Source organism: Proteus sp. fly-1089 (assembly GCF_040138965.1).
GTDB classification, from domain to species: Bacteria; Pseudomonadota; Gammaproteobacteria; order Enterobacterales; family Enterobacteriaceae; genus Proteus; species Proteus vulgaris_B.
This window is the reverse complement of sequence record NZ_JBEETS010000003.1, coordinates 85,384-104,381: the sequence shown is the minus strand read 5'-3', so window position 1 is coordinate 104,381 and position 18,998 is coordinate 85,384. Positions and strand designations below refer to the sequence as shown.

20 protein-coding genes and 1 other RNA gene are annotated in these 18,998 nt (G+C 36.8%); 11 read left to right on the top strand and 10 right to left on the bottom strand.

Features of this window, described 5'->3' with window-relative positions:
- The first annotated feature begins 417 nt into the window (after positions 1 to 417).
- The gene (locus ABN080_RS09690) at positions 418 to 1,002 is read left to right on the top strand and encodes a histidine phosphatase family protein (RefSeq protein WP_349440912.1); all 585 of its coding nucleotides are present in this window, start codon (positions 418 to 420) and stop codon (positions 1,000 to 1,002) included.
- 649 nt (positions 1,003 to 1,651) lie between these two features.
- Here the strand turns inward: ABN080_RS09690 and ABN080_RS09685 are convergent.
- Together ABN080_RS09685 and ABN080_RS09680 are read right to left on the bottom strand one after the other, a co-directional pair.
- A complete protein-coding gene (locus ABN080_RS09685) occupies positions 1,652 to 2,371 on the bottom strand; it encodes an HNH endonuclease (protein ID WP_349440911.1) in 720 nt (239 codons plus the stop codon).
- Positions 2,368 to 3,555, bottom strand: coding sequence for an AAA family ATPase (locus ABN080_RS09680; RefSeq protein WP_349440910.1), 1,188 nt, complete (start codon positions 3,553 to 3,555; stop codon positions 2,368 to 2,370). Before ABN080_RS09680 ends, ABN080_RS09685 begins: the two co-directional genes overlap by 4 nt.
- A 741-nt stretch (positions 3,556 to 4,296) precedes the next feature.
- Between ABN080_RS09680 and ABN080_RS09675 the strand changes: the two genes are divergently transcribed.
- Complete coding sequence (locus ABN080_RS09675) at positions 4,297 to 5,172, top strand: AbaSI family restriction endonuclease (protein WP_349440909.1); 876 nt, start codon at positions 4,297 to 4,299, stop codon at positions 5,170 to 5,172.
- Positions 5,173 to 5,347: 175 nt separating this feature from the next.
- Here ABN080_RS09675 and ABN080_RS09670 read toward each other — a convergent pair whose 3' ends face one another.
- The 3 genes from ABN080_RS09670 to smpB all read right to left on the bottom strand — a co-directional run bounded on the left by ABN080_RS09670 (position 5,348) and on the right by smpB (position 6,991).
- Positions 5,348 to 5,521 carry a hypothetical protein gene (locus ABN080_RS09670; protein ID WP_349440908.1) on the bottom strand — a complete coding sequence of 58 codons (174 nt, stop codon included), beginning with the start codon at positions 5,519 to 5,521 and terminating at the stop codon, positions 5,348 to 5,350.
- A 561-nt stretch (positions 5,522 to 6,082) separates the two neighbouring features.
- Positions 6,083 to 6,449: a transfer-messenger RNA gene (gene ssrA / locus ABN080_RS09665) on the bottom strand.
- A gap of 59 nt (positions 6,450 to 6,508) precedes the next feature.
- Positions 6,509 to 6,991: an SsrA-binding protein SmpB gene (gene smpB, locus ABN080_RS09660; protein ID WP_072068734.1), complete on the bottom strand. Its 483-nt coding sequence runs from the start codon at positions 6,989 to 6,991 to the stop codon at positions 6,509 to 6,511.
- A 155-nt stretch (positions 6,992 to 7,146) separates the two neighbouring features.
- On the opposite strand from smpB, the gene ABN080_RS09655 reads away from it, so the two are divergent.
- Both ABN080_RS09655 and ABN080_RS09650 read left to right on the top strand, forming a co-directional pair.
- The gene (locus ABN080_RS09655) at positions 7,147 to 7,581 is read left to right on the top strand and encodes an SRPBCC family protein (RefSeq protein WP_006533588.1); all 435 of its coding nucleotides are present in this window, start codon (positions 7,147 to 7,149) and stop codon (positions 7,579 to 7,581) included.
- Positions 7,571 to 7,867: an RnfH family protein gene (locus tag ABN080_RS09650; RefSeq protein WP_369961909.1), complete on the top strand. Its 297-nt coding sequence runs from the start codon at positions 7,571 to 7,573 to the stop codon at positions 7,865 to 7,867. The genes ABN080_RS09655 and ABN080_RS09650 overlap by 11 nt, the downstream gene beginning before the upstream one ends.
- 202 nt (positions 7,868 to 8,069) lie before the next feature.
- Here the strand turns inward: ABN080_RS09650 and bamE are convergent, their stop codons facing one another.
- The 3 genes from bamE to nadK all read right to left on the bottom strand — a co-directional run bounded on the left by bamE (position 8,070) and on the right by nadK (position 11,194).
- Positions 8,070 to 8,432, bottom strand: coding sequence for an outer membrane protein assembly factor BamE (bamE, locus tag ABN080_RS09645; RefSeq protein WP_036935295.1), 363 nt, complete (start codon positions 8,430 to 8,432; stop codon positions 8,070 to 8,072).
- A 113-nt stretch (positions 8,433 to 8,545) separates the two neighbouring features.
- A complete protein-coding gene (recN, locus tag ABN080_RS09640) occupies positions 8,546 to 10,207 on the bottom strand; it encodes a DNA repair protein RecN (RefSeq protein WP_196553824.1) in 1,662 nt (553 codons plus the stop codon).
- Between the two features lie 87 nt (positions 10,208 to 10,294).
- Positions 10,295 to 11,194, bottom strand: coding sequence for an NAD(+) kinase (gene nadK / locus ABN080_RS09635; RefSeq protein ID WP_072068732.1), 900 nt, complete (start codon positions 11,192 to 11,194; stop codon positions 10,295 to 10,297).
- Positions 11,195 to 11,294: 100 nt separating this feature from the next.
- Here nadK and grpE point away from each other — a divergent pair, with 100 nt between their 5' ends.
- Complete coding sequence (gene grpE, locus ABN080_RS09630) at positions 11,295 to 11,906, top strand: nucleotide exchange factor GrpE (RefSeq protein WP_072068731.1); 612 nt, start codon at positions 11,295 to 11,297, stop codon at positions 11,904 to 11,906.
- Positions 11,907 to 12,023: 117 nt separating this feature from the next.
- Here the strand turns inward: grpE and ung are convergent, their stop codons facing one another.
- On the bottom strand, positions 12,024 to 12,704 hold the full coding sequence (gene ung / locus ABN080_RS09625) for a uracil-DNA glycosylase (protein WP_349440907.1): 681 nt from the start codon (positions 12,702 to 12,704) through the stop codon (positions 12,024 to 12,026).
- A 334-nt stretch (positions 12,705 to 13,038) separates the two neighbouring features.
- Here ung and grcA point away from each other — a divergent pair, with 334 nt between their 5' ends.
- Positions 13,039 to 13,422 carry an autonomous glycyl radical cofactor GrcA gene (gene grcA, locus ABN080_RS09620; protein WP_023581591.1) on the top strand — a complete coding sequence of 128 codons (384 nt, stop codon included), beginning with the start codon at positions 13,039 to 13,041 and terminating at the stop codon, positions 13,420 to 13,422.
- A gap of 144 nt (positions 13,423 to 13,566) precedes the next feature.
- On the opposite strand, the gene srmB is transcribed toward grcA, so the two are convergent.
- Positions 13,567 to 14,931 (bottom strand): ATP-dependent RNA helicase SrmB, encoded by a 1,365-nt coding sequence (gene srmB, locus ABN080_RS09615; RefSeq protein ID WP_197268988.1) that lies wholly within the window; start codon positions 14,929 to 14,931, stop codon positions 13,567 to 13,569.
- Between the two features lie 264 nt (positions 14,932 to 15,195).
- On the opposite strand from srmB, the gene trmN reads away from it, so the two are divergent.
- The 5 genes from trmN to rseC all read left to right on the top strand — a co-directional run bounded on the left by trmN (position 15,196) and on the right by rseC (position 18,980).
- Entirely contained in the window at positions 15,196 to 15,951 is a 756-nt protein-coding gene (gene trmN, locus ABN080_RS09610; RefSeq protein WP_349440906.1) for a tRNA(1)(Val) (adenine(37)-N(6))-methyltransferase TrmN, read from the top strand.
- A 296-nt stretch (positions 15,952 to 16,247) separates the two neighbouring features.
- Complete coding sequence (gene rpoE, locus ABN080_RS09605; protein ID WP_023581594.1) at positions 16,248 to 16,826, top strand: RNA polymerase sigma factor RpoE; 579 nt, start codon at positions 16,248 to 16,250, stop codon at positions 16,824 to 16,826.
- Between the two features lie 38 nt (positions 16,827 to 16,864).
- On the top strand, positions 16,865 to 17,494 hold the full coding sequence (gene rseA, locus ABN080_RS09600; protein WP_349440905.1) for an anti-sigma-E factor RseA: 630 nt from the start codon (positions 16,865 to 16,867) through the stop codon (positions 17,492 to 17,494).
- 46 nt (positions 17,495 to 17,540) lie between these two features.
- On the top strand, positions 17,541 to 18,509 hold the full coding sequence (gene rseB / locus ABN080_RS09595) for a sigma-E factor regulatory protein RseB (protein WP_349440904.1): 969 nt from the start codon (positions 17,541 to 17,543) through the stop codon (positions 18,507 to 18,509).
- A 12-nt stretch (positions 18,510 to 18,521) separates the two neighbouring features.
- Entirely contained in the window at positions 18,522 to 18,980 is a 459-nt protein-coding gene (rseC, locus tag ABN080_RS09590; RefSeq protein ID WP_349440903.1) for a SoxR-reducing system protein RseC, read from the top strand.
- The last annotated feature ends 18 nt before the right edge of the window (positions 18,981 to 18,998 follow it).

Here is an 18,998-nt window from a genome sequence, read left to right as displayed (position 1 = left end):
ATTAGTAACTTATTGAAGAAAAGACAGTATCGGTAAGCAGTGATAGAACTTTAGTCATTAAACGAAATAAAGGCAGATAAAAAGGCTTGTATTGATTTTTAACACACTATTTTTAGTGTAAAAAAGAGATTTCTTCCCTTTTTTTATCTAAATGTGCTTAGTATTTAATATTCATTCAATTTTATAAAATTGATAGTTAAGTAATAAAAGTTCAAGATATTCTTTATTTTTTGTTAACAATTGTTTGCCTTGTTTTTATATATGTTAATTTGATTTTGAAGATTAAGAAGATACGGCGTCTGAAAAAATTTTGGCTATGATAAATTGAGTAGTCTGCACCTGTGGGTTTATGGCTAGTGTTAAATATACTTAACTCTCCATATTTATTATACTAAATTGACTTAAAGGTCACGCTGTATGCGCAGTGTATTTATATTTTTGAGCGTATTTATTTTAGGGTTTAGTCATATGGCGTATTCAGAACAAACACTCGTTTTTATAAGGCATGGTGAAAAACCTGATAATGAAAGTGGGCAACTGACCTGTAAAGGATTAAATAGATCTCTCGCTTTACCGGATGTACTTATCAATCAATTTGGTAAGCCTGACGCATTATTTGCTGCTGCGCCTAAACAAAGTAAGTTAGGTCATTCATTACGTTCACTTCAAACGCTTTCACCTCTCGCTATTAAAATGTCGCTGCCTATTCACCTTAATTACCATGCCAAAGAGATAAAAAAATTACGTGAAGACCTGTTAAATCAGCAATATGAAAACTCAGTTATTTTTATTGCATGGGAGCATGATAATTTAGTTAAAATAGCACGAGATATCATGAAGAAAGAAGGAGGAGATCCTAAATTAATCCCAAAATGGAAGAGCAGTGATTTTGATAGTATTTATATATTAAAAATAATCCGAGAGGGTGATAAAAAAAACGTCATATTTGAGCAAAGGCAGCAGGGATTAAATGGCGTATCGCCAATATGTTTGGATAAGTAGGTTTATTATAGAGAATAACTTATTTTTTAAATTTATTATGAACAGATATACCTTATTAAATTGAATATAAATCAGAATTTATTCTGATAATAAAAATAGCTGTGATGTAATGTTATTTTTAACGTGACTTCAAATTTATATACTAAAGTAATCCCCGATAGGAGAAGCGATATTTGATATAAATATCACACTTAAGATGATTGAGGGTTATGTGTTGAGTACGGGCTTTATGTGGCAAACAGAAGACACAAAAAAGCCCGCAAGACTTTGTACCATGCGAGCTTTTTATCACTTAATTAGATGACTCTGCTCTGGCGGAGTCTGAATTGGAATAGTAGTACATTGATTGTAAAGTAATAAAATCTAATTCAACTTTTAATTTGGGCCTATTGTTTATTTTACTGTTTTTGTGATGTGGGCTAAAAAAGTAGATTGCTATTTTAACATGGTTGATTCGTGAAGTGAGCAATAAGATTTGGTGTTTTTTGTGTTAGGAGCGAGCGTTGAAGTGATACTAGTATTCTTTATTCGATATCTTAATCATACCGTTTGAATATATAAACACTATTTTTTCTTAATAAATAATTACGTATTACCGGTTACCTTAGCTAAGGTTAAACCGGCACATTATATAAATTAACTATTATGTTTATCGGGGGTAGAGAGCTAAAGCGTTTGAGTTATGATGCAATTTAACTAAATCTGTATCCCATAGATTATTATCTTCTAATGTTTTTTTTAGGAATATGTAATCTTGGTTTGAATGTAAAGCACATGCAACAAAAGCTGAATATGGCTTATTTTTTTGGCATGACAGTAGTATTCGAGTAATACCATTCCTAAGCTCATCTAAGTTCTCAGATAAACTCATTAATTCTGTTAACTGTTTGCTAATTTCATTTGATGCAAGAAATCTTGGATACACAATACGCTCATCATCGTTGAGAAAAAGCTTTGTTATAGTTGTTTTTCCTTTTAAATCTGTACCATATAACCTGAAGGCTTGTTGCCTTAAATGATTTTTGGGATTGTCAATATACGGGTTTATTATAGGGTATGTTACAACATCTAATGTCCATTTTTTACGATTACAGCGAGAGCACGATGGAAGTAAATTATCCCAGTTAACAACATCATCTGGATATGTATCTTTATCTTTAAAATGTTCAACCTGCATATATGAATCCTCTTGTTGCAATTCACATTCACAGTATGCACATTTAAATGAACTACTTTTTAACAGGCTTTCACTAATTTTATCATTTTTCCAAACTGTTTTCTTTTTATCCATTTTAAATGAATCAGTTAATTCTTTTACTTTATCATCTGTTAAATATTCTGGTTTATTCCCTTTTTCAAGTTTTATCATTTTCCACCACCAAGAATTTTATCCAATTGCATTTTAAAAACTGGTCTTAATGGATATTGTGGGTGAAGCATTTTGTCTAATTCTTGATAGGCTGATAGGGCTTCTAATGGGTCATTATGATCAAGGGATTTATCAAATCTTTGCTTAATTTCATTGTATTTTTTTGTTCTTAAATCAGGCATACCCATAATATCTTCAAGGATCTCTTCAATTGTCCAGCCTTGATAACCATACTCTGAAGCAGGAAGAGCTCTTTGGGAGACTATACCGTTACTATTTCTGTCTAGAGCTATAACTTCACCACAAGCTGCTGTTTGAACAACATGTGGACTATGAGTTGTAATGAAAAACTGAGCCTTAGGGAAGACGGTTTTTAAAATATTGCAGATTTTTCCTTGCCACTCAGGGTGTAGATGTAATTCAATTTCATCTATTAGTATAATTCCTTCGTAATCAGCTGCTGTAATTTCGTTTTTTTCAAATCTATAGTCAATTTCCTTGATTAAACCTAATAAAATGAAAATAGTTGATTTGAAGCCTGACGATAGATATTCAAAATATATTTCCCCTGTTGGCGTGTTTAGGAATATTTCATTTTTAGTATTTAGATGGCTATATTCATATTCAGAATTTAACACACTAAAACATCGTTTTGATTGTTCTAGATTTTTTTGTTGTGTTTCAGTTAGATGGTTTTGATGCTTACTATGTAGAATGCGATTCAATAACCATTCTTTAATATCCTCATTGTTTATTCCAGATGAGTTATTTCTTGCACGGTGCGTAATGTCGGGATCTGAGCTTATTGATGTGATTTTTCTATAGTTTATTTCTCTATTTGTCTTTAAATAGAGGAGGTGGTATTTGTTTTCATTATAAGAGGCATTGCTAATATATGTATCATATTCTCTTGGTTCAAATTCATCAATGTTTATTCTAAGATGAAATGGTTCATGAACAAGGGAATTAGTGATTTCTATTTCAACTTCTCCATTAGTACTACCAAATTTTTTACTAATGATATTGTTGTCGAATTCACTAAAGCAAGAAGCAATAGAATCCAAAATATTTGTTTTACCAACTCCGTTCTCTCCACAAATAACATTCATTTTTGGATTTATTTTATTTAATATAATGTTTGAGATTCCACCGATGTTTTTAATCTTAATATCTTGAATTTTCATATTTTTTATTTATTTATTGTTAAGGTTACAATTATAGTGACTACATTTATCTAAGAAATCCTTATTGTTTATTGGGCAAAATATAGCATGACCTATCTCCATTTACTAACAATTGAATTTAGGAAAAGACAGTTCTTTATGGCTAGAGTGAATCCCTTTGATTGTTTATTCACGGTGGTCAAACAGTATTGTAAGTACTTCAATTTCCGCTGTTCTTAGTAAAAAATTATATTTTTCTTACGTCGGTTTAAGATCTAACAGGTTGCTAGTTATCAAGTATGGCACAGTTATTCAAACAATGGTTTATAACCAGTTATTACTGAAAATATCATTATTAAGCAAAAGAATTGACGTTGTGAAAGTGAGGGAAAGCAGCCCTGTTTGGATAGTGTGCATATCACTCCCGCAAGTAAAATAAATGAAGTTGTTGAAGATGGTAATGAACTAAGCAAACCCCAAAATGAACTGTCCATCAATACATCTCTCCATTGCCAAAGCTGAAGGTTATGTTTTGTTTTTCTATGTTCTTGACGCCCCCAATACCGATAAGTTTTTCAATTATCTTATTTATTACTTCATTGCTCACATTATTTTTATTTAAGTTATTATTAAAATCGTTATATTTATCAATGCATGATAACTCTGCTTGTTTTGTGACTAAATTGATACTACGCTCCTGAATACAAGAGTCTAAGTTAAGTCTTTTGTCTGGTTATTTATTTGTTTTTAAATGGTATTAACATGAGTAAAGATGACTATATTCTTCGGGCACTATCAAAAATCTCTCATAAGCGCTGGGAACACTATATTATCAATCGCATTTTTCACAGGTTGAATGACCCTGACCTTGAGTTCGTTTGCCAGCAGTGTATTCGAAAAGAAGGGCACTCCGGAAAAATTTATCTTGCAGACCTGCTTTTTCCACAGCTGAAGTTGTATCTTGAAATAGACGAGGCGCACCATGATAGCGATGAAGCTAAAATGGCTGACGGAATCCGCCGTTTGGATATCATGGAAGCGACAGGGTTTATTGAAAAACGAATTCCAGCTAATAACACGACATTGGACAAGATTAATCATCTTATTGATGAATTCATCCTCCTTGTTAGAGATAGAAAAGCCCAACAGGAAGCGCAAGGCGTGTTCCATCCTTGGGACTATGATATCCGTTATACTGCTAAAAAGCATATTAACGCAGGCTTTATTGAAGTGGGTCCTTACGCAGTATTCCGATATCACAAGGATGCTTTGCAGTGCTTTGGTTATGGGGATAAAGGACACCACCAATCAGGTAGCTGGCGGGTACCTGAGACTGTTGTAAAAGCGATTGGTTTAGGCGGAGATGTGATGGTTTGGTTTCCGTGTTTGTATAAGGCGGGGGAGTGGGATAATTCACTTTCCATTGATGGTGACCTGATAACGGAAAAAAGTCTTAATCCAATGCGTAACTATAGGGAGACATGGTGTTATCGTATCGTAATGGCTCATTCTCGTGATGAGCTGAATCGGACACTATATCGATTTCTTGGTGTTTTCACTCAAGATGAGCAACTATCATCTGAAGATGTTAACGTATTCAAGCGGATAGATACACGCATCAAGGTTTATACAACATAAAAGTAGCTCTGCATCTTGTAGCTCATTTCACTCCGTTAAAGATTAACCTAGTCTTAAAATGATGTCACATATAGGTAGACAGGTTAGGCATCAGTACCTACCTGTTTTATCTGTATTAATTCTTTTTCAGGACAGTAGCGTGGCTGAGTGTGAAAATTTGTACGGTAAACCATACTCATAACAACACGGGTAACTCGTTAAACTCATCAGCCATTAGTAATACAGGCACCAAATCAATAAGACTTAAACAGAAGTATTGGGTGATAAAATCGTTACCATCCTTGCCCGCGCTTGCGGGCTTTTTACGCCCGTCAATATACCCACTTCTACGCCATGCTAAGGCGTTCAATTCTCATAATACCTGCGTTAGCTCAAAATGGATCGCATCGATAGCACGCGACACAGTGCGCATAATCCCCATGAAATAAAATCATTCACCACGTAAAACGCACTAATCCGCACCCGCCTGCACAATTTGGATCTAAAAATTATTTCAGTTTGAATTTTTTACAAAACATATCGCGAGGGCGCGCGGGGATTGGGTTCTTTGCGTAGGCGTCAAACTGAAATGATTGTAAAAGATTTCAGGTTATTACAGTTTGAGAGATAGAAAAAGGATCGCAATAAAAAATTAACGCATTGATAGTAAAGAAGATTTCATACTTTACGTGGGGTTGATGATCCACATTTCACGCGGGAGCATTTTAGAGAATATTTATTTTTCAGTGAGTTATAGATTTTTGAAACTGAAATAGAAGGGAATAAATTTATATTAAGAAGAATTAAACAATATCTTTTGAAACGGAAATGAAACAGTACCCGATACTAATGTAAAAATTTTCTGTGTGGACGTAATGTGGACATTCCAAAAATTAAGGGGTTACGTTTTCACGTAACCCCTTGTTTTATTTGGTGGAGCTGGCGGGAGTTGAACCCGCGTCCGAAATTTCTACATCCTCGGTACTACATGCTTAGTCTAGTCTTTAAATTCACTTACCTACTGCGGACAGACACGCCATAAATAAGCTAGCTTGATTAAGTTTAACGCTTTGACCCCAAGCTAGGTCTCCACGCGATCTCTTTTGGGTTTGACTTCTCTTGATCCCCGTCTTAAGAGCGGAAGCTAGGGAGAGAAGGCTATAAGCAGGTTATTAAGCTGCTATTGCGTATTTTTGATCGTCGTTTGCGACTATCTTTTTGCGGCTTTTTACGAGGCCAACCGCCCCTCGGCATGCACCTTGGGTTTCGCAAATCCCGTCGAATCCAGAATCAGCCCCAAGTTGTTGAAAGTGAGTATATCAGAAAAATACTTGTAATTGCTAGTACTTAACGCAATTTAGCGGTTAGCATTTTTCATGATACGTGCTTTGTCTAATTTCCACTCACGATCTTTAATGGTTTCACGTTTGTCGTGATCTTTCTTACCTTTAGCAACACCGATTTTAATTTTACACCACGCGTTTTTCCAATAAAGAGAAAGAGCAACGACGGTGTATCCATCACGGTTGATTTGACCATAAAGGTTATCAAGTTCACGTTGTTTTAATAACAGTTTACGGGTACGTGTCGGATCACAAACCACATGAGATGATGCAACATTTAAAGGCGTAATGGTTGCACCAAAAAGATAAGCTTCACCGTCACGCATGACAACGTAGCTATCACTGATGTTGGCTTTTCCTGCACGCAGTGATTTAACTTCCCAGCCTTGTAACGACAGACCCGCTTCAATCTCATCTTCGATGAAATATTCATGGCGAGCACGTTTGTTTAACGCAATGGTCGCGGAACCAGGTTTGTGTGATTTTTTCTTTGTCATAATGTCCACATTATACTGTATGAGCAACAGAAAGAAATCATTTAACCGACTGTTTTCTTTTCAATTGCATAAAACTTAAGCTATATTCCATTAGATTTTTAATTAGTCACTGTTCAATGATATGATCCACACAGTGTTGTCGTACAGGAATAACTATGCCTCAGATTAGTCGATCTGCTCTCGTCCCTTTTAGCACAGAGCAAATGTTTAAACTGGTTAATGATGTTCTTACTTATCCTGATTTTCTACCAGGATGTGTTGGAAGTAAACTGATCAAAAGCACACCAGAAGAAATGATTGCATCAATAAATGTCTCAAAAGCGGGAATTAGTAAAACATTTACTACCCATAATTTTTTAAAGACTAATGAACGTGTTGATATGCGTCTTGTTGATGGCCCCTTTCGTAAATTGACTGGGGGATGGGTGTTTACCGCACTTGATGATAATGCGTGTAAGATAGAATTTCAGCTAGACTTTGAGTTCACTAATAAACTAATTGAGTTGGCTTTTGGCCGTATTTTTAAAGATTTAACAAACAATATGGTTCAAGCATTTACTCACAGAGCGAAAGAGATCTATCGTGACTAAAATATGGGTAGAGGTAACCTACGCGTTACCTGATAAACAGTACCTTATCCCTGTAGAACTAACGCTAGGGGACACTGTTGAACAAGCCATTATTGCTTCAAATATCTTAACGATTTGTAATGATATTGATTTAACTAAGAATAAAGTTGGTATTTATAGTCGTCCAGCAAAGCTAAGTGATAATGTGAGAGATGGTGATAGAGTTGAAATTTATCGACCTTTAATTGCCGATCCTAAAGAAATGCGTCGTAAACGCGCAGAAAAAGCACGACAAAAAGCGGATTAATATCATGTTTTGCCCAATATAGGGGCGTCACATACTGCATTAATAGGCCACTTGATTACAGACAGATACAATAAAAGACAACGCTGCTATAAAGTAATTTTTCTTTATAAAAACACACCCCAACGTAAAGTTTAACGTATGGGGTGCAATTCGTTTTTGCCAATCTTATACAAAACTAAGTTTTCTTAGCGCGATAACAGCATTATGCTTTTGTTGCAGGCGCTGAGAAATTAGGCATATTGCCTTGTTTATCAATCTTAGTCAGTATGCCATTGCTATCAAAAGTTAGTGTCAGCGTTTCTTGACGTACTTTCTGGTGTCCTGGCTCTTCACGGAAAACATAATACCAAGTTTGGCTTCCGAAAGGATCTTTAAGCATTGGCGTACCAAGGGCAAATTGAACTTGCTGCTGTGTCATTCCTTGCTGAACTTTTGCGACTTCGGCTGGTGTTAAATAATTTCCCTGATTGATATCTGGGTGATAAACCAGTCTCTCGAACATAGAGCAACCTGAAGTCATTACGACTAAAGATAAGGCGGCAACTTTTAACAGTTTAAAACGCATGGTTATTACATTCCTTTTAGGGTCATAGTGACGATGATAATCGACAACGCAGCAATTGAAAACCTTTCACGCTCTGCCTATGACCCTAAATATCAATAAAAGTTTGTTAATCGTTATGCAGCCAACAAATCTTTCGCATTTGCTAAGGTATTTTTGGTGACTTCACTTCCTGCTAATAAACGGGCGAGCTCTTGTAAACGTTCTTTTTTCGATAATAGTTTCATTGTGGTTTCTGTCTCTTCACCGTTGGTTTCTTTATTAACAAAATAGTGTTGATGTCCACAACCAGCTACTTGAGGTAAGTGGGTAACACACATTACTTGAGTTGATTCACCCAATTCTCGCAATAATTTACCTACGATAGCGGCTGTAGGACCACTGATCCCTACATCGACCTCATCAAAAATCAGGGCTGGCGTATCCATTTTTTTCGCTGTAATCACTTGAATTGCGAGCGCAATACGAGATAACTCACCACCAGAAGCCACTTTAGAAAGAGCTTGGTGAGGCTGTCCTGGATTGGTGGTGACATTAAACTCAACTTTTGTGGCGCCATCGATTTGCAGTGAATTGTCATCAAAGTAAGTATCAACAGTAAAATACCCATGAGGCATTGATAACTGATGCATACTGTTAGTGATAAGTTGGCTTAGCTCATTAGCATATTGTTGGCGAACTTGATGTAATTGTTTAGCAACATCTAAGGCAATTAAATGATCTGCCTTCACTTGTTCGATTAACGTTTCGCAATCATCATTTTGGCGAAGTAAGGCATTTTTTTCTTCAATTAATTGCTGATGAAGGTCATATAATTCTTCAGGTGCTACGCGATGCTTACGTGACAAACTTATGTATTTAGACATACGTTTTTCAACTTCAAATAAGCGGTTAGGGTCCATTTCTAAACGATCACTATAGTGGCGAAGTTCGTCACTAACTTCACTAATTTGGATCGTGGCTTCATCCAGCATCTCTAATAACGAATTAAATTGGCTTTCCATTGATGCCAATTCTGTAATTTCATGTTTGGCAACATTGAGCATGCTTAAGATATTTTGTTCTTCATTATCACTTAAAATTTGTAAACTATTTTGGCTTAAAGTCAAAAATTGTCCACAGTTGGAAAGACGTTTATATTCTTGATCTAATTCAGGATATTCGCCTTGAATGGGCTGAAATTCATTAAGCTCTTTTAAATGATAATCAACCAGTTGTTGCCTAGCTTCTCTTTCTAGAGAGAGTTGTTGAAACGAGGCCAATGTCTGACAACTTTGATGCCATGTTTGATAGGCAGATTTCATGCTTTTTAATAGAGCAGGTTCATGAGCATAAATATCAAGCAGGTGCTTTTGATAACGAGGCTCTAAAAGTTGTTGGTGAGCATGTTGCCCATGAATTTGGATAAGTAAAGAACCTAGCTCTCTTAATTGTGAAAGGGGTACGGAAGTACCGTTGATAAAACCACGAGAACGCCCATCAGAAGAAATGGTTCTTCTTAATAGGCATTCGTTATGGTCATCAAGATGATGTTCTTCAAGCCAACGTTGTGCCGATGGCGTGTCAGAGAGTGAGAATCGTGCGCATAAATCAGCTCTAGCTGCACCTGGGCGCACCATATTAGCATCACCACGGTTACCTAAGCATAAACCCAGCGCATCAATTGCAATAGATTTACCTGCACCAGTTTCACCTGTAATGGTCGTCATGCCACCAGAAAAATCGATTTCAAGTTCACGGACTATGGCAAAATGACTAATAGTTAATTGAGTCAGCATAGTGCCTCTCCTGTGTATAAAAACATATCTGTGATTACATACAGTATAAACTGGTTTTTTATACAGTAAAGTAGCGAGGCACAAAAATTAGAACATTTTTTTTGACCAACCTAATTTTGAGCTGAGTGTATTAAAATAATTGTAATCAGTAGGATGAACCAAATTGAGTTTTTGACGGCTACGTTTAATGATGACTTCATCGCCTTCTTTTATAGGTAATACTAATTGGCTATCACAACTGACTTCATAATCGATATTCGTTTGTGAGAATTTTAAGCGAATTTGACTATCACTGCTGATAACTAAAGGGCGAGCTGATAAGGTATGGGGAAACATAGGTACAAGCGCAATAGCATCAAGATTAGGAGTTAAAATAGGGCCTCCAGCAGACAATGAATAGGCGGTTGAACCTGTGGGGGTAGCAATAATTAAACCGTCAGAACGTTGTGAAAAGGCAAAACGATCATCAATATAAACTTCAAACTCAATCATATGAGCCACTTTACCAGGATGAAGCACTACTTCATTTATCGCTGTACCAATACGTGTTCTTTGACCTTCAGCGCAGACTCGAGCTTCAAGCAAGAACCGTTTTTCTTCACGATAATGCCCAGCAAGAACATTGGTTAATTGCTGTAAGGCATTATCAGGATCGAGATCAGTAAGAAAACCTAAGTTCCCACGGTTAACGCCAATTACTTTGATATTATAGCGAGATAACACACGTGCAGCTCCGAGCATGTTGCCATCACCTCCGACGACAATCACAAGATCAGCGATTTTACCCACTTGTGTTAAATCACCCGTTTGTGCATTTTTAAGTTTTAGCTCTTGAGCAACTTGTGTATCAATAATAACATCATAGCCTTGAGCTTGTAGCCAATGATAAAGCATTTCATGTGTTGAAAGTGCCTCAGGATGGCGGGGATGGCCGACAATGCCAATACATTTAAAGTGTTTTTTTTCCGTTACGGTATTATCTGGCATTTTTTTACCCTCGTTTTGCGCCAATTCCTTGAAACCCGTTTATTGATCCCCATAATAAACTAAATATGAAGATGAATACCAAAACTACGCGGAGATGTTCATGAGTAGTAAAGAACAAAATATACATGAAGAGCAAGTCTCAAAAGAAAAAGAAGGAATGGGATCTGTAATGGATGAATCTCAAGAGCAGGTAATGACCGAAGAAGCACAAGCGGATTTTAATGCTCAAGCTGAGTTAGTTGAGGCGTTAGCGCGTATTGATTCTCTCGAAAAACAACTGGAGCAATCACAAAAAACAGAGCGTGAAGCTATGGCTCGTGCTTTGGCTGAAGTTGAAAATGTACGTCGCCGTACTCAACAAGATATTGAGAAAGCACATAAATTTGCACTTGAAAAATTTTCTAATGAATTATTGCCAGTACTTGATAATTTAGAGCGGGCTTTATCTGCTGCTGATCATGAAAATGAATCACAAAAACCAATGATTGAAGGGTTAGAGTTAACACTGAAGTCATTCTTAGATGCCGTTCGTAAATTTGGCATTGAAGTAGTTGAAGAAAAAAATGTAGCATTCAACCCAGATGTTCATCAAGCGATGACATTGATTGATAGCCCTGAACATGAGTCTAATCATGTTGTTGATGTTATGCAAAAAGGATATACCTTGAATGGTCGTTTATTACGTCCAGCTATGGTTATCGTTTCTAAATAGCATTAATAAAAGTATTCGTTATCACACGTTTTATTCAGTGTAGATAAAGTAAACCGCACAATACGAAGTTTATAAATCTTCTAGTTATTGTGCGGTTTTATATTTTAAAGGCAGGACTTACTTAATCGCGTCAAGATACCAGTTGATAGGTGTTCGGCCTTGTTGCTGTAAAATATCATTAGCCTGTTTAAAATGACCACAGCCTAAAAATCCTCTATGTGCAGAAAGTGGTGATGGGTGGGGGGCTTTTAAGATAACGTGTTTTTTTGTATCAATAAAACGACCTTTTTTCTGAGCATGAGCTCCCCAAAGTAGGAAAATAACTCCTTCTCTACGCTGATTAATTTGCTCAATAACAGCATCTGTAAATATTTCCCAACCATAATTAGCGTGAGAATGTGCTTGGCCTTTCTCTACGGTCAATACGGTATTAAGCAATAAAACCCCTTGTTTTGCCCAACTTTCTAAATAGCCATGGTTAGGGCGCTTAAAATCAGGGTATTCTTTTTCAAGCTCTTTATACATGTTAACGAGTGAAGGGGGAGCAGGTACACCTGGGCGTACTGAAAAAGAGAGTCCATGAGCTTGGTTTGGGCCATGATAAGGATCTTGTCCTAAAATAACGACATTCACATTTTCAAAAGGTGTAAAACGAAAAGCATTGAAAACGTCTTCCTGAGGGGGATAAATAATTTTGCCTGCTTCTCTTTGTTGCGCGACTTGAGACATAATTTGATGAAAGTAAGGCTTTTCTTTTTCAGCACCTATTACATCATGCCAAGTTAATGCAGTAGTCATAACATAAAATCCTTATTGATATCTTATAGTGCCTAAGCTTACAGATATCATTGAATGAATGAAAATATAACAGTTTAAAAATTAGAATTAATTGAATTCTCAAATTTTCTTTTAAAATTTACAAAAAAAATTGCAAATCAAGAGAGGGCGATTGTTGATTTAAAACAACACTTTGCACCTTGGTTGGTAAAGTGCTTATGAATTTTATTGATATTAATCAAAGAATGGCGCCATTTATACTGGTATATAAGTAGATAGAAACATTGGTTAGACCAAATACCCAAGTTCTGATCCAAGATTAGAATTTGATTTTGTGCCCATATTGGAGGTCGAAATGATTACTGGTATCCAAATTACTAAAGCTGATAACGACGATTTATTACACTCTTTCTGGTTATTAGATGATGAAAACGGCGAAGCGCGTTGCATCTGTGCTAAAAAAGGCTTTGAAGAAGGCCAAGTGATTAACCGTAAAGAATTAGGCAATATCGAATACCGTGAAGTGCCTGTAGAATCTAAACCGGTTGTTCGTGTAGAAGGTGGTCAACACTTAAACGTTAACGTATTAAGCCGTGAAACACTGGAAGATGCAGTTAACAACCCTGAGAAATACCCTCAATTAACTATTCGTGTTTCTGGTTATGCAGTGCGTTTTAACTCACTGACTCCAGAACAGCAACGTGATGTTATTACCCGTACTTTCACTGAAAGTCTGTAATTTTTCACTAAAGTAATAAGTTATTGATAAAGCTCGATATGAAAATATCGGGCTTTTTTATGTGTAAAATTTTACATTGATAAATAAAAAACCGTAGCGATATTAATTCGCTACGGCTCTAAATAAATGAAGAAATAATGCAGATTATTCGCTATCTGTCAGTGTTTCTTTTGCTGAGTTTATTGGCACTGTACTTTTTGTCGTGCTATTGGTTGCCGTTTTACGACGCTTACCAATATTTTTACGATCGCGAGCACGTACTTTTTCTTTAACTGCTTTTTTCTCTTCGTCTTTTTTCGCTTTACGTTTAGCCAGCACTTTTTTAGATGGTTTAAACGTTGCTTTTTGACTTGGTGCTTTAGTGGTTGGGCGTAGCTCAGCGACGACACGGTATTTAATTGGCTCTTGAACATAACGGCCAATCTTACCTAATAATGGGTGATCGTGTGCTTCAACTAATGAAATGGCGATACCTTTGCGGCCAGCTCGTCCTGTGCGACCAATACGGTGCAAATAGACGTCAGCAGTGCGAGGTAAATCAAAGTTAAACACATGGGTGATGTCGTCCAAATCAAGACCACGAGAAGCAACATCTGTTGCGACTAATACATTCATTTGGCCTGATTCTAATCGTTTTATTGCATCATTACGTTGTGTTTGCGCCATCTCACCTTCAAGATAGCTACATTTAATACCTTGTTTTTCTAATGCAGAGACGAGCTCTCTTACTCGTTCTCTTTTACGTACAAAGACAATCGATTTTTTAACATCGTCTTGCTTTAGTAATGCGGCCAGTAATGCTGTTTTATGTTCAAGATTATCAGCATGATAATAGAACTGCTGAATTTTTTTACGTTCACGACGTGAAGGATCAGCATTCAGTTCAACGGGCTCATTAAGGATACGTTGTGCAAAATCAATGACGGCATTACCTTCAAGTGTTGCAGAGAATAGTAATGTCTGTTTGCGCCAGCGAGTTTCGCCCGCGATAGTTTCAATATCATTAGCAAAACCCATATCTAACATGCGGTCTGCTTCATCTAAAATCAGCATTTCTACCGCACGGCAGTCAAAGTTTTCTTCTTTGATGTACTGTAATAAACGACCTGTTGTTGCAACAACGATATCTTGGTTCTCGCTGAAGACTTCAGCGTGATTCATATAAGCAACACCGCCCGTGATAGTGGCGATATCTAAATGTGTGTGCGCACATAATTCTTTGGCCTGCTCGGCAACTTGCATGGCAAGTTCGCGTGTTGGTGTCAGGATAAGAATACGTGGCGGGCCTGATTTTTTACGTGGGTAATCAAGCAAGTGTTGAATTGCCGGAAGCAAAAAGGCCGCAGTTTTCCCTGTGCCTGTTGGCGCAGAGCCTAAAATATCACGTCCATCCATTGCTGCTGGAATAGCATCTGCTTGAATTGCAGTAGGACGTTGATATCCTTTTTCTTCTAATGCGGTCAATAAACTTTCATCAAGTTCAAGACTAGAAAATGTCGTGGCTGTCATTGTATACCTCTGTTTAGGGCGCGGATTTTGACATTATCCCCTGCTAAAAGCCAGCGGATTTACCGCTATCACATTATATATTACCGATAGACGAAGGTATTCGTTGTTTTTAGGCTTAATCTAAATAAGCGCGCATCGTATACAAATAGTTTAATGTTAAGATAGGGGTTGCAGAAGCGTTATCATACCATATATCTCTTTTTCAATGACATGAATGATAAGTAATAAAAAAGAGATAGTAATACGAATCAATAGAGCCTATAGATGAATCAAAAGAAAGTGAAAAAAGCGGGATTACGCAAAGGCGGTTTTACATTTAAGCAATTTTTTGTTGCTCATGATAAGTGTGAAATGAAAGTAGGGACAGATGGCGTTTTATTAGGAGCCTGGGCACCCGTCGAGAATGTAAAAAGGGCTCTTGATATCGGTACGGGGAGTGGGTTAGTTGCTTTAATGTTAGCTCAACGGGCTAACCAAATCGAGTGTGTTGATGGTATTGAACTTGATGAAAACGCAGCATTACAAGCGACCGAAAATGCACAAGGAGCGCCATGGCATTCGCTAATTCACATTTATCATAATGATATTTATCATTATGCAGAGAAAATACAAAATAAATATGATTTGATCGTAAGTAATCCACCTTATTTTGAACCTGCTATCGCTTGTCGCAATGATGTACGTGAACAAGCGCGTTATACCAAAACGTTAACACATGAGGGATTACTGGACAGTGCACAATCACTTATTACAGACGACGGTTTATTTTGTGTTGTGTTGCCCTATGCTATTGGTGAACAATTTATTGAAATAGCAGAAAAAAAAGAGTGGAATATTGTCAAGCGAGTAAATATCAAAGATAGCGCGGATAAACCCTACCATCGAATATTGTTAGCATTTCAAAGACAAAGTGAAAGTTGCATTGAATGTAATATAGAAGAGCTTATTATTCGTCATAATGAAGGTCATTACACGGATAAGTTTCAATCTTGGGTAACTGACTTTTATTTATATTATTAAATCTATATTTAATAATACACTGTTTAAGATAATATATATTGTTGTAAGTAATCGTATATATCTAAATAATATCATTGTGTTATCGTTTCTTTATTGGCAAATTGCATATTGGTTGGTGATCACCATGATAATTTTTTTGTGATTCATCTCTTAAAATAATGATTGAATTGAACTTCATACTATTTTTACGCTCTAAGTCATGTAGCTCATAAAAAACGAGAAGGAATAACGAGAGTAAATATGACGGAGTCATTTAAAAATAGTGCGAAGCTTGACTTCGGGAGAGTCCATCTCTAATGAGCGAGCAGTTAACGGACCAAATGTTGGTTGAAAAGGTACAAAATGGTGACCAGAATGCGTTTAATTTGCTGGTTATCCGCTATCAACACAAGGTAGCAAGCCTGATTTCCCGTTATGTACCACAGGGTGATGTGCCAGATGTTTCGCAGGAAGCCTTTATTAAAGCTTACCGAGCCATAGGTTCTTTTCGTGGTGATAGTGCTTTTTATACATGGCTTTACCGAATTGCGGTGAATACCGCAAAAAATTATCTGGTGGCACAAGGGCGACGTCCGCCTTCAAATGATTTAGATGCGAGTGATGTTGAAAATTTTGAATCACCAAACGCATTAAAAGAAATTTCGAACCCTGAGAATTTAATGTTGTCTGAAGAGTTACGGAGAGTGGTTTTTCACACCATAGAGTCATTACCTGAAGATCTAAGGGTTGCTATAACACTTCGGGAACTTGACGGACTGAGCTATGAAGAGATAGCAGTCATTATGGATTGCCCTGTCGGAACAGTACGTTCACGTATTTTTAGGGCGCGAGAAGCTATTGATAATAAGGTTCAACCATTAATACAAGAGTTTTGATTGTGGGTGAACCATCATTGACTGAAGGGTACTTTTACATGCAAAAAGAAAAACTTTCTGCATTTATGGATGGCGAAGTTCTTGATAAAGAATTAATGGGAACAATTGCGCGTGATGACTCCATGAAGGAAACATGGCAACGTTACCATTTAATTCGTGACACAATGCGTGGTGATGTAGGTGAAGTAGTCCACTTTGATATCGCAAGTCGCGTTGCGCTCGCTTTAGAGAATGAGCCTGTCCGCATAAGTCCTGAACAACAACGAGAGCAGCAACCTGCGCCATCACAATGGCGTCAGCACTCTTTTTTACAAACGTTACGTCCTTGGGCAAGTCAGTTAACTCAAATCGGTGTCGCGGCTTGTGTTTCATTAGCTGTTATTGTTGGTGTTCAGCAATATAATGGAAAGAATGGTTCTGAAGATTTTCAAGTAGACACACCTGTATTTAATACCCAACCTATCATGGGGTCAGGTGCACCAGTAAGTTTAAATCTTCAAAACGATACTTTAGGCAAAGATCAGCAAACACGTTTACAAGAGCGCAATCAGCGTCTTGGCTTAATGTTGCAACAGTACGAATTAGATCGTCGTATTTATAATGCACCACAAAATGAAGCACCTGCGAATGAACAAGGTGTAACTCAACCAGTAGTTGCACAGCAATAATAACGGCGTGAATGTATAAATAACGTGTGGGAATGAAACAGTCGTAATGAAAAAATCATGGTTATCCGCCTTATTGTTGGTGGGCAGCCTGTCAATGTCGATACAAGCCTTGGCACAACCTCAAACAGGTAGTGTCGAGGCTTTGTTGCAAAAGATGGGTCATACAAGTAAAACTTCTACCTATGAATTATCTTTTATCAATATCAATTCTCAAGGTATTGTTCCTATTCGCTATCGTCATACTCTTATTGATGGCAAACCCCTTGCACAGCTAATGCAAATGGACAGTACACGTCGTGAAATTGTTCAACGTGGTAATGAAATTAGCTATTTTGAGCCTGGATTAGATGCCTTTAGCTTAAGAAATGATCATATTGTTGATTATGTCCCTGCTATTATCTACCAAAATTTCAATGAGTTATCAGGGTATTATAACTTTATCGATGCAGGTAGAACCCATATTGGTGATATTCCAAGTCGCGTTGTGCGTGTATTATCAAAAAATAATGACCGTTATGATTATGTCCTGTTTATTGATGAAGAAAGATATCTTCCTCTAAGAGTGGATCTTTTAGATAAAAATAATGACATTATTGAACAATTTAGAGTGATTACGGTGAATGAAGGCAATGAGGTTGAAACCAAATTGAATTCATTGCGTACTGTGAATATGCCACCAGTATTACTTATTCCTAAATCTAAATCTTTAGTTTATAACTGGTCAGTTAATGAGTTACCTGATGGTTTCAAAGAAGTAAAACGTAGTAATCATCAGATTTCTGAAACTGAGTTTAGTCAGTCTATTTTATTTAGTGATGGCTTATTTGATTTCTCTATTTATGTTAATAAAAGTGGCCAGCAAACAAATTCGCCCGAACGCGATAAAATGTTAAGGTATGGTCGTAATACAATTTATACCTATGACAAAGAAGGCAATGAAATTACCTTTATTGGTCAATTACCATTTTCTACGGCACAGAAGATAGTTAACAGTGTTGTATTTACGAAAAAGTAAAAGGTATAAGTTATGGTTAAAGAGTGGGCAACAGTTATACATTGGCATGAAGGAAGAGCGTTATTGCGCTACGGTTCCTCTTCTGGCTGTGGTAGTTGCCAAGCTCGTGCCGCGTGTGGCTCTTATTTATTAAATAAAATAGGGCCCGAAACTGTTCATCAACTCGAACTTCCTGTTGCACAACCTTTAGTTGAAGGGCAAAAAGTGGAAGTAGGGATACCCGAAAATAATTTACTCCTTTCTGCTATGTTGGTGTACTTAACGCCACTTATTGGCCTATTTATTGTTGCGGGCATTGCGAGCCTTTGGTTTTCCAGTGAATTTGCTATTTTTTGTAGTGGTCTTGCTGGTGGCCTTCTTGGTTTTTTATTAGCAAAAAAAGTGGCAACATGGTGGAGTAAAGACGAAGGGTTTGAGCCTGTTATATTACAAATAGGCCTTCCTCCTCATGAACTTAAGGTTCAATTTTAAGAGTAGCTAGCAGATAAA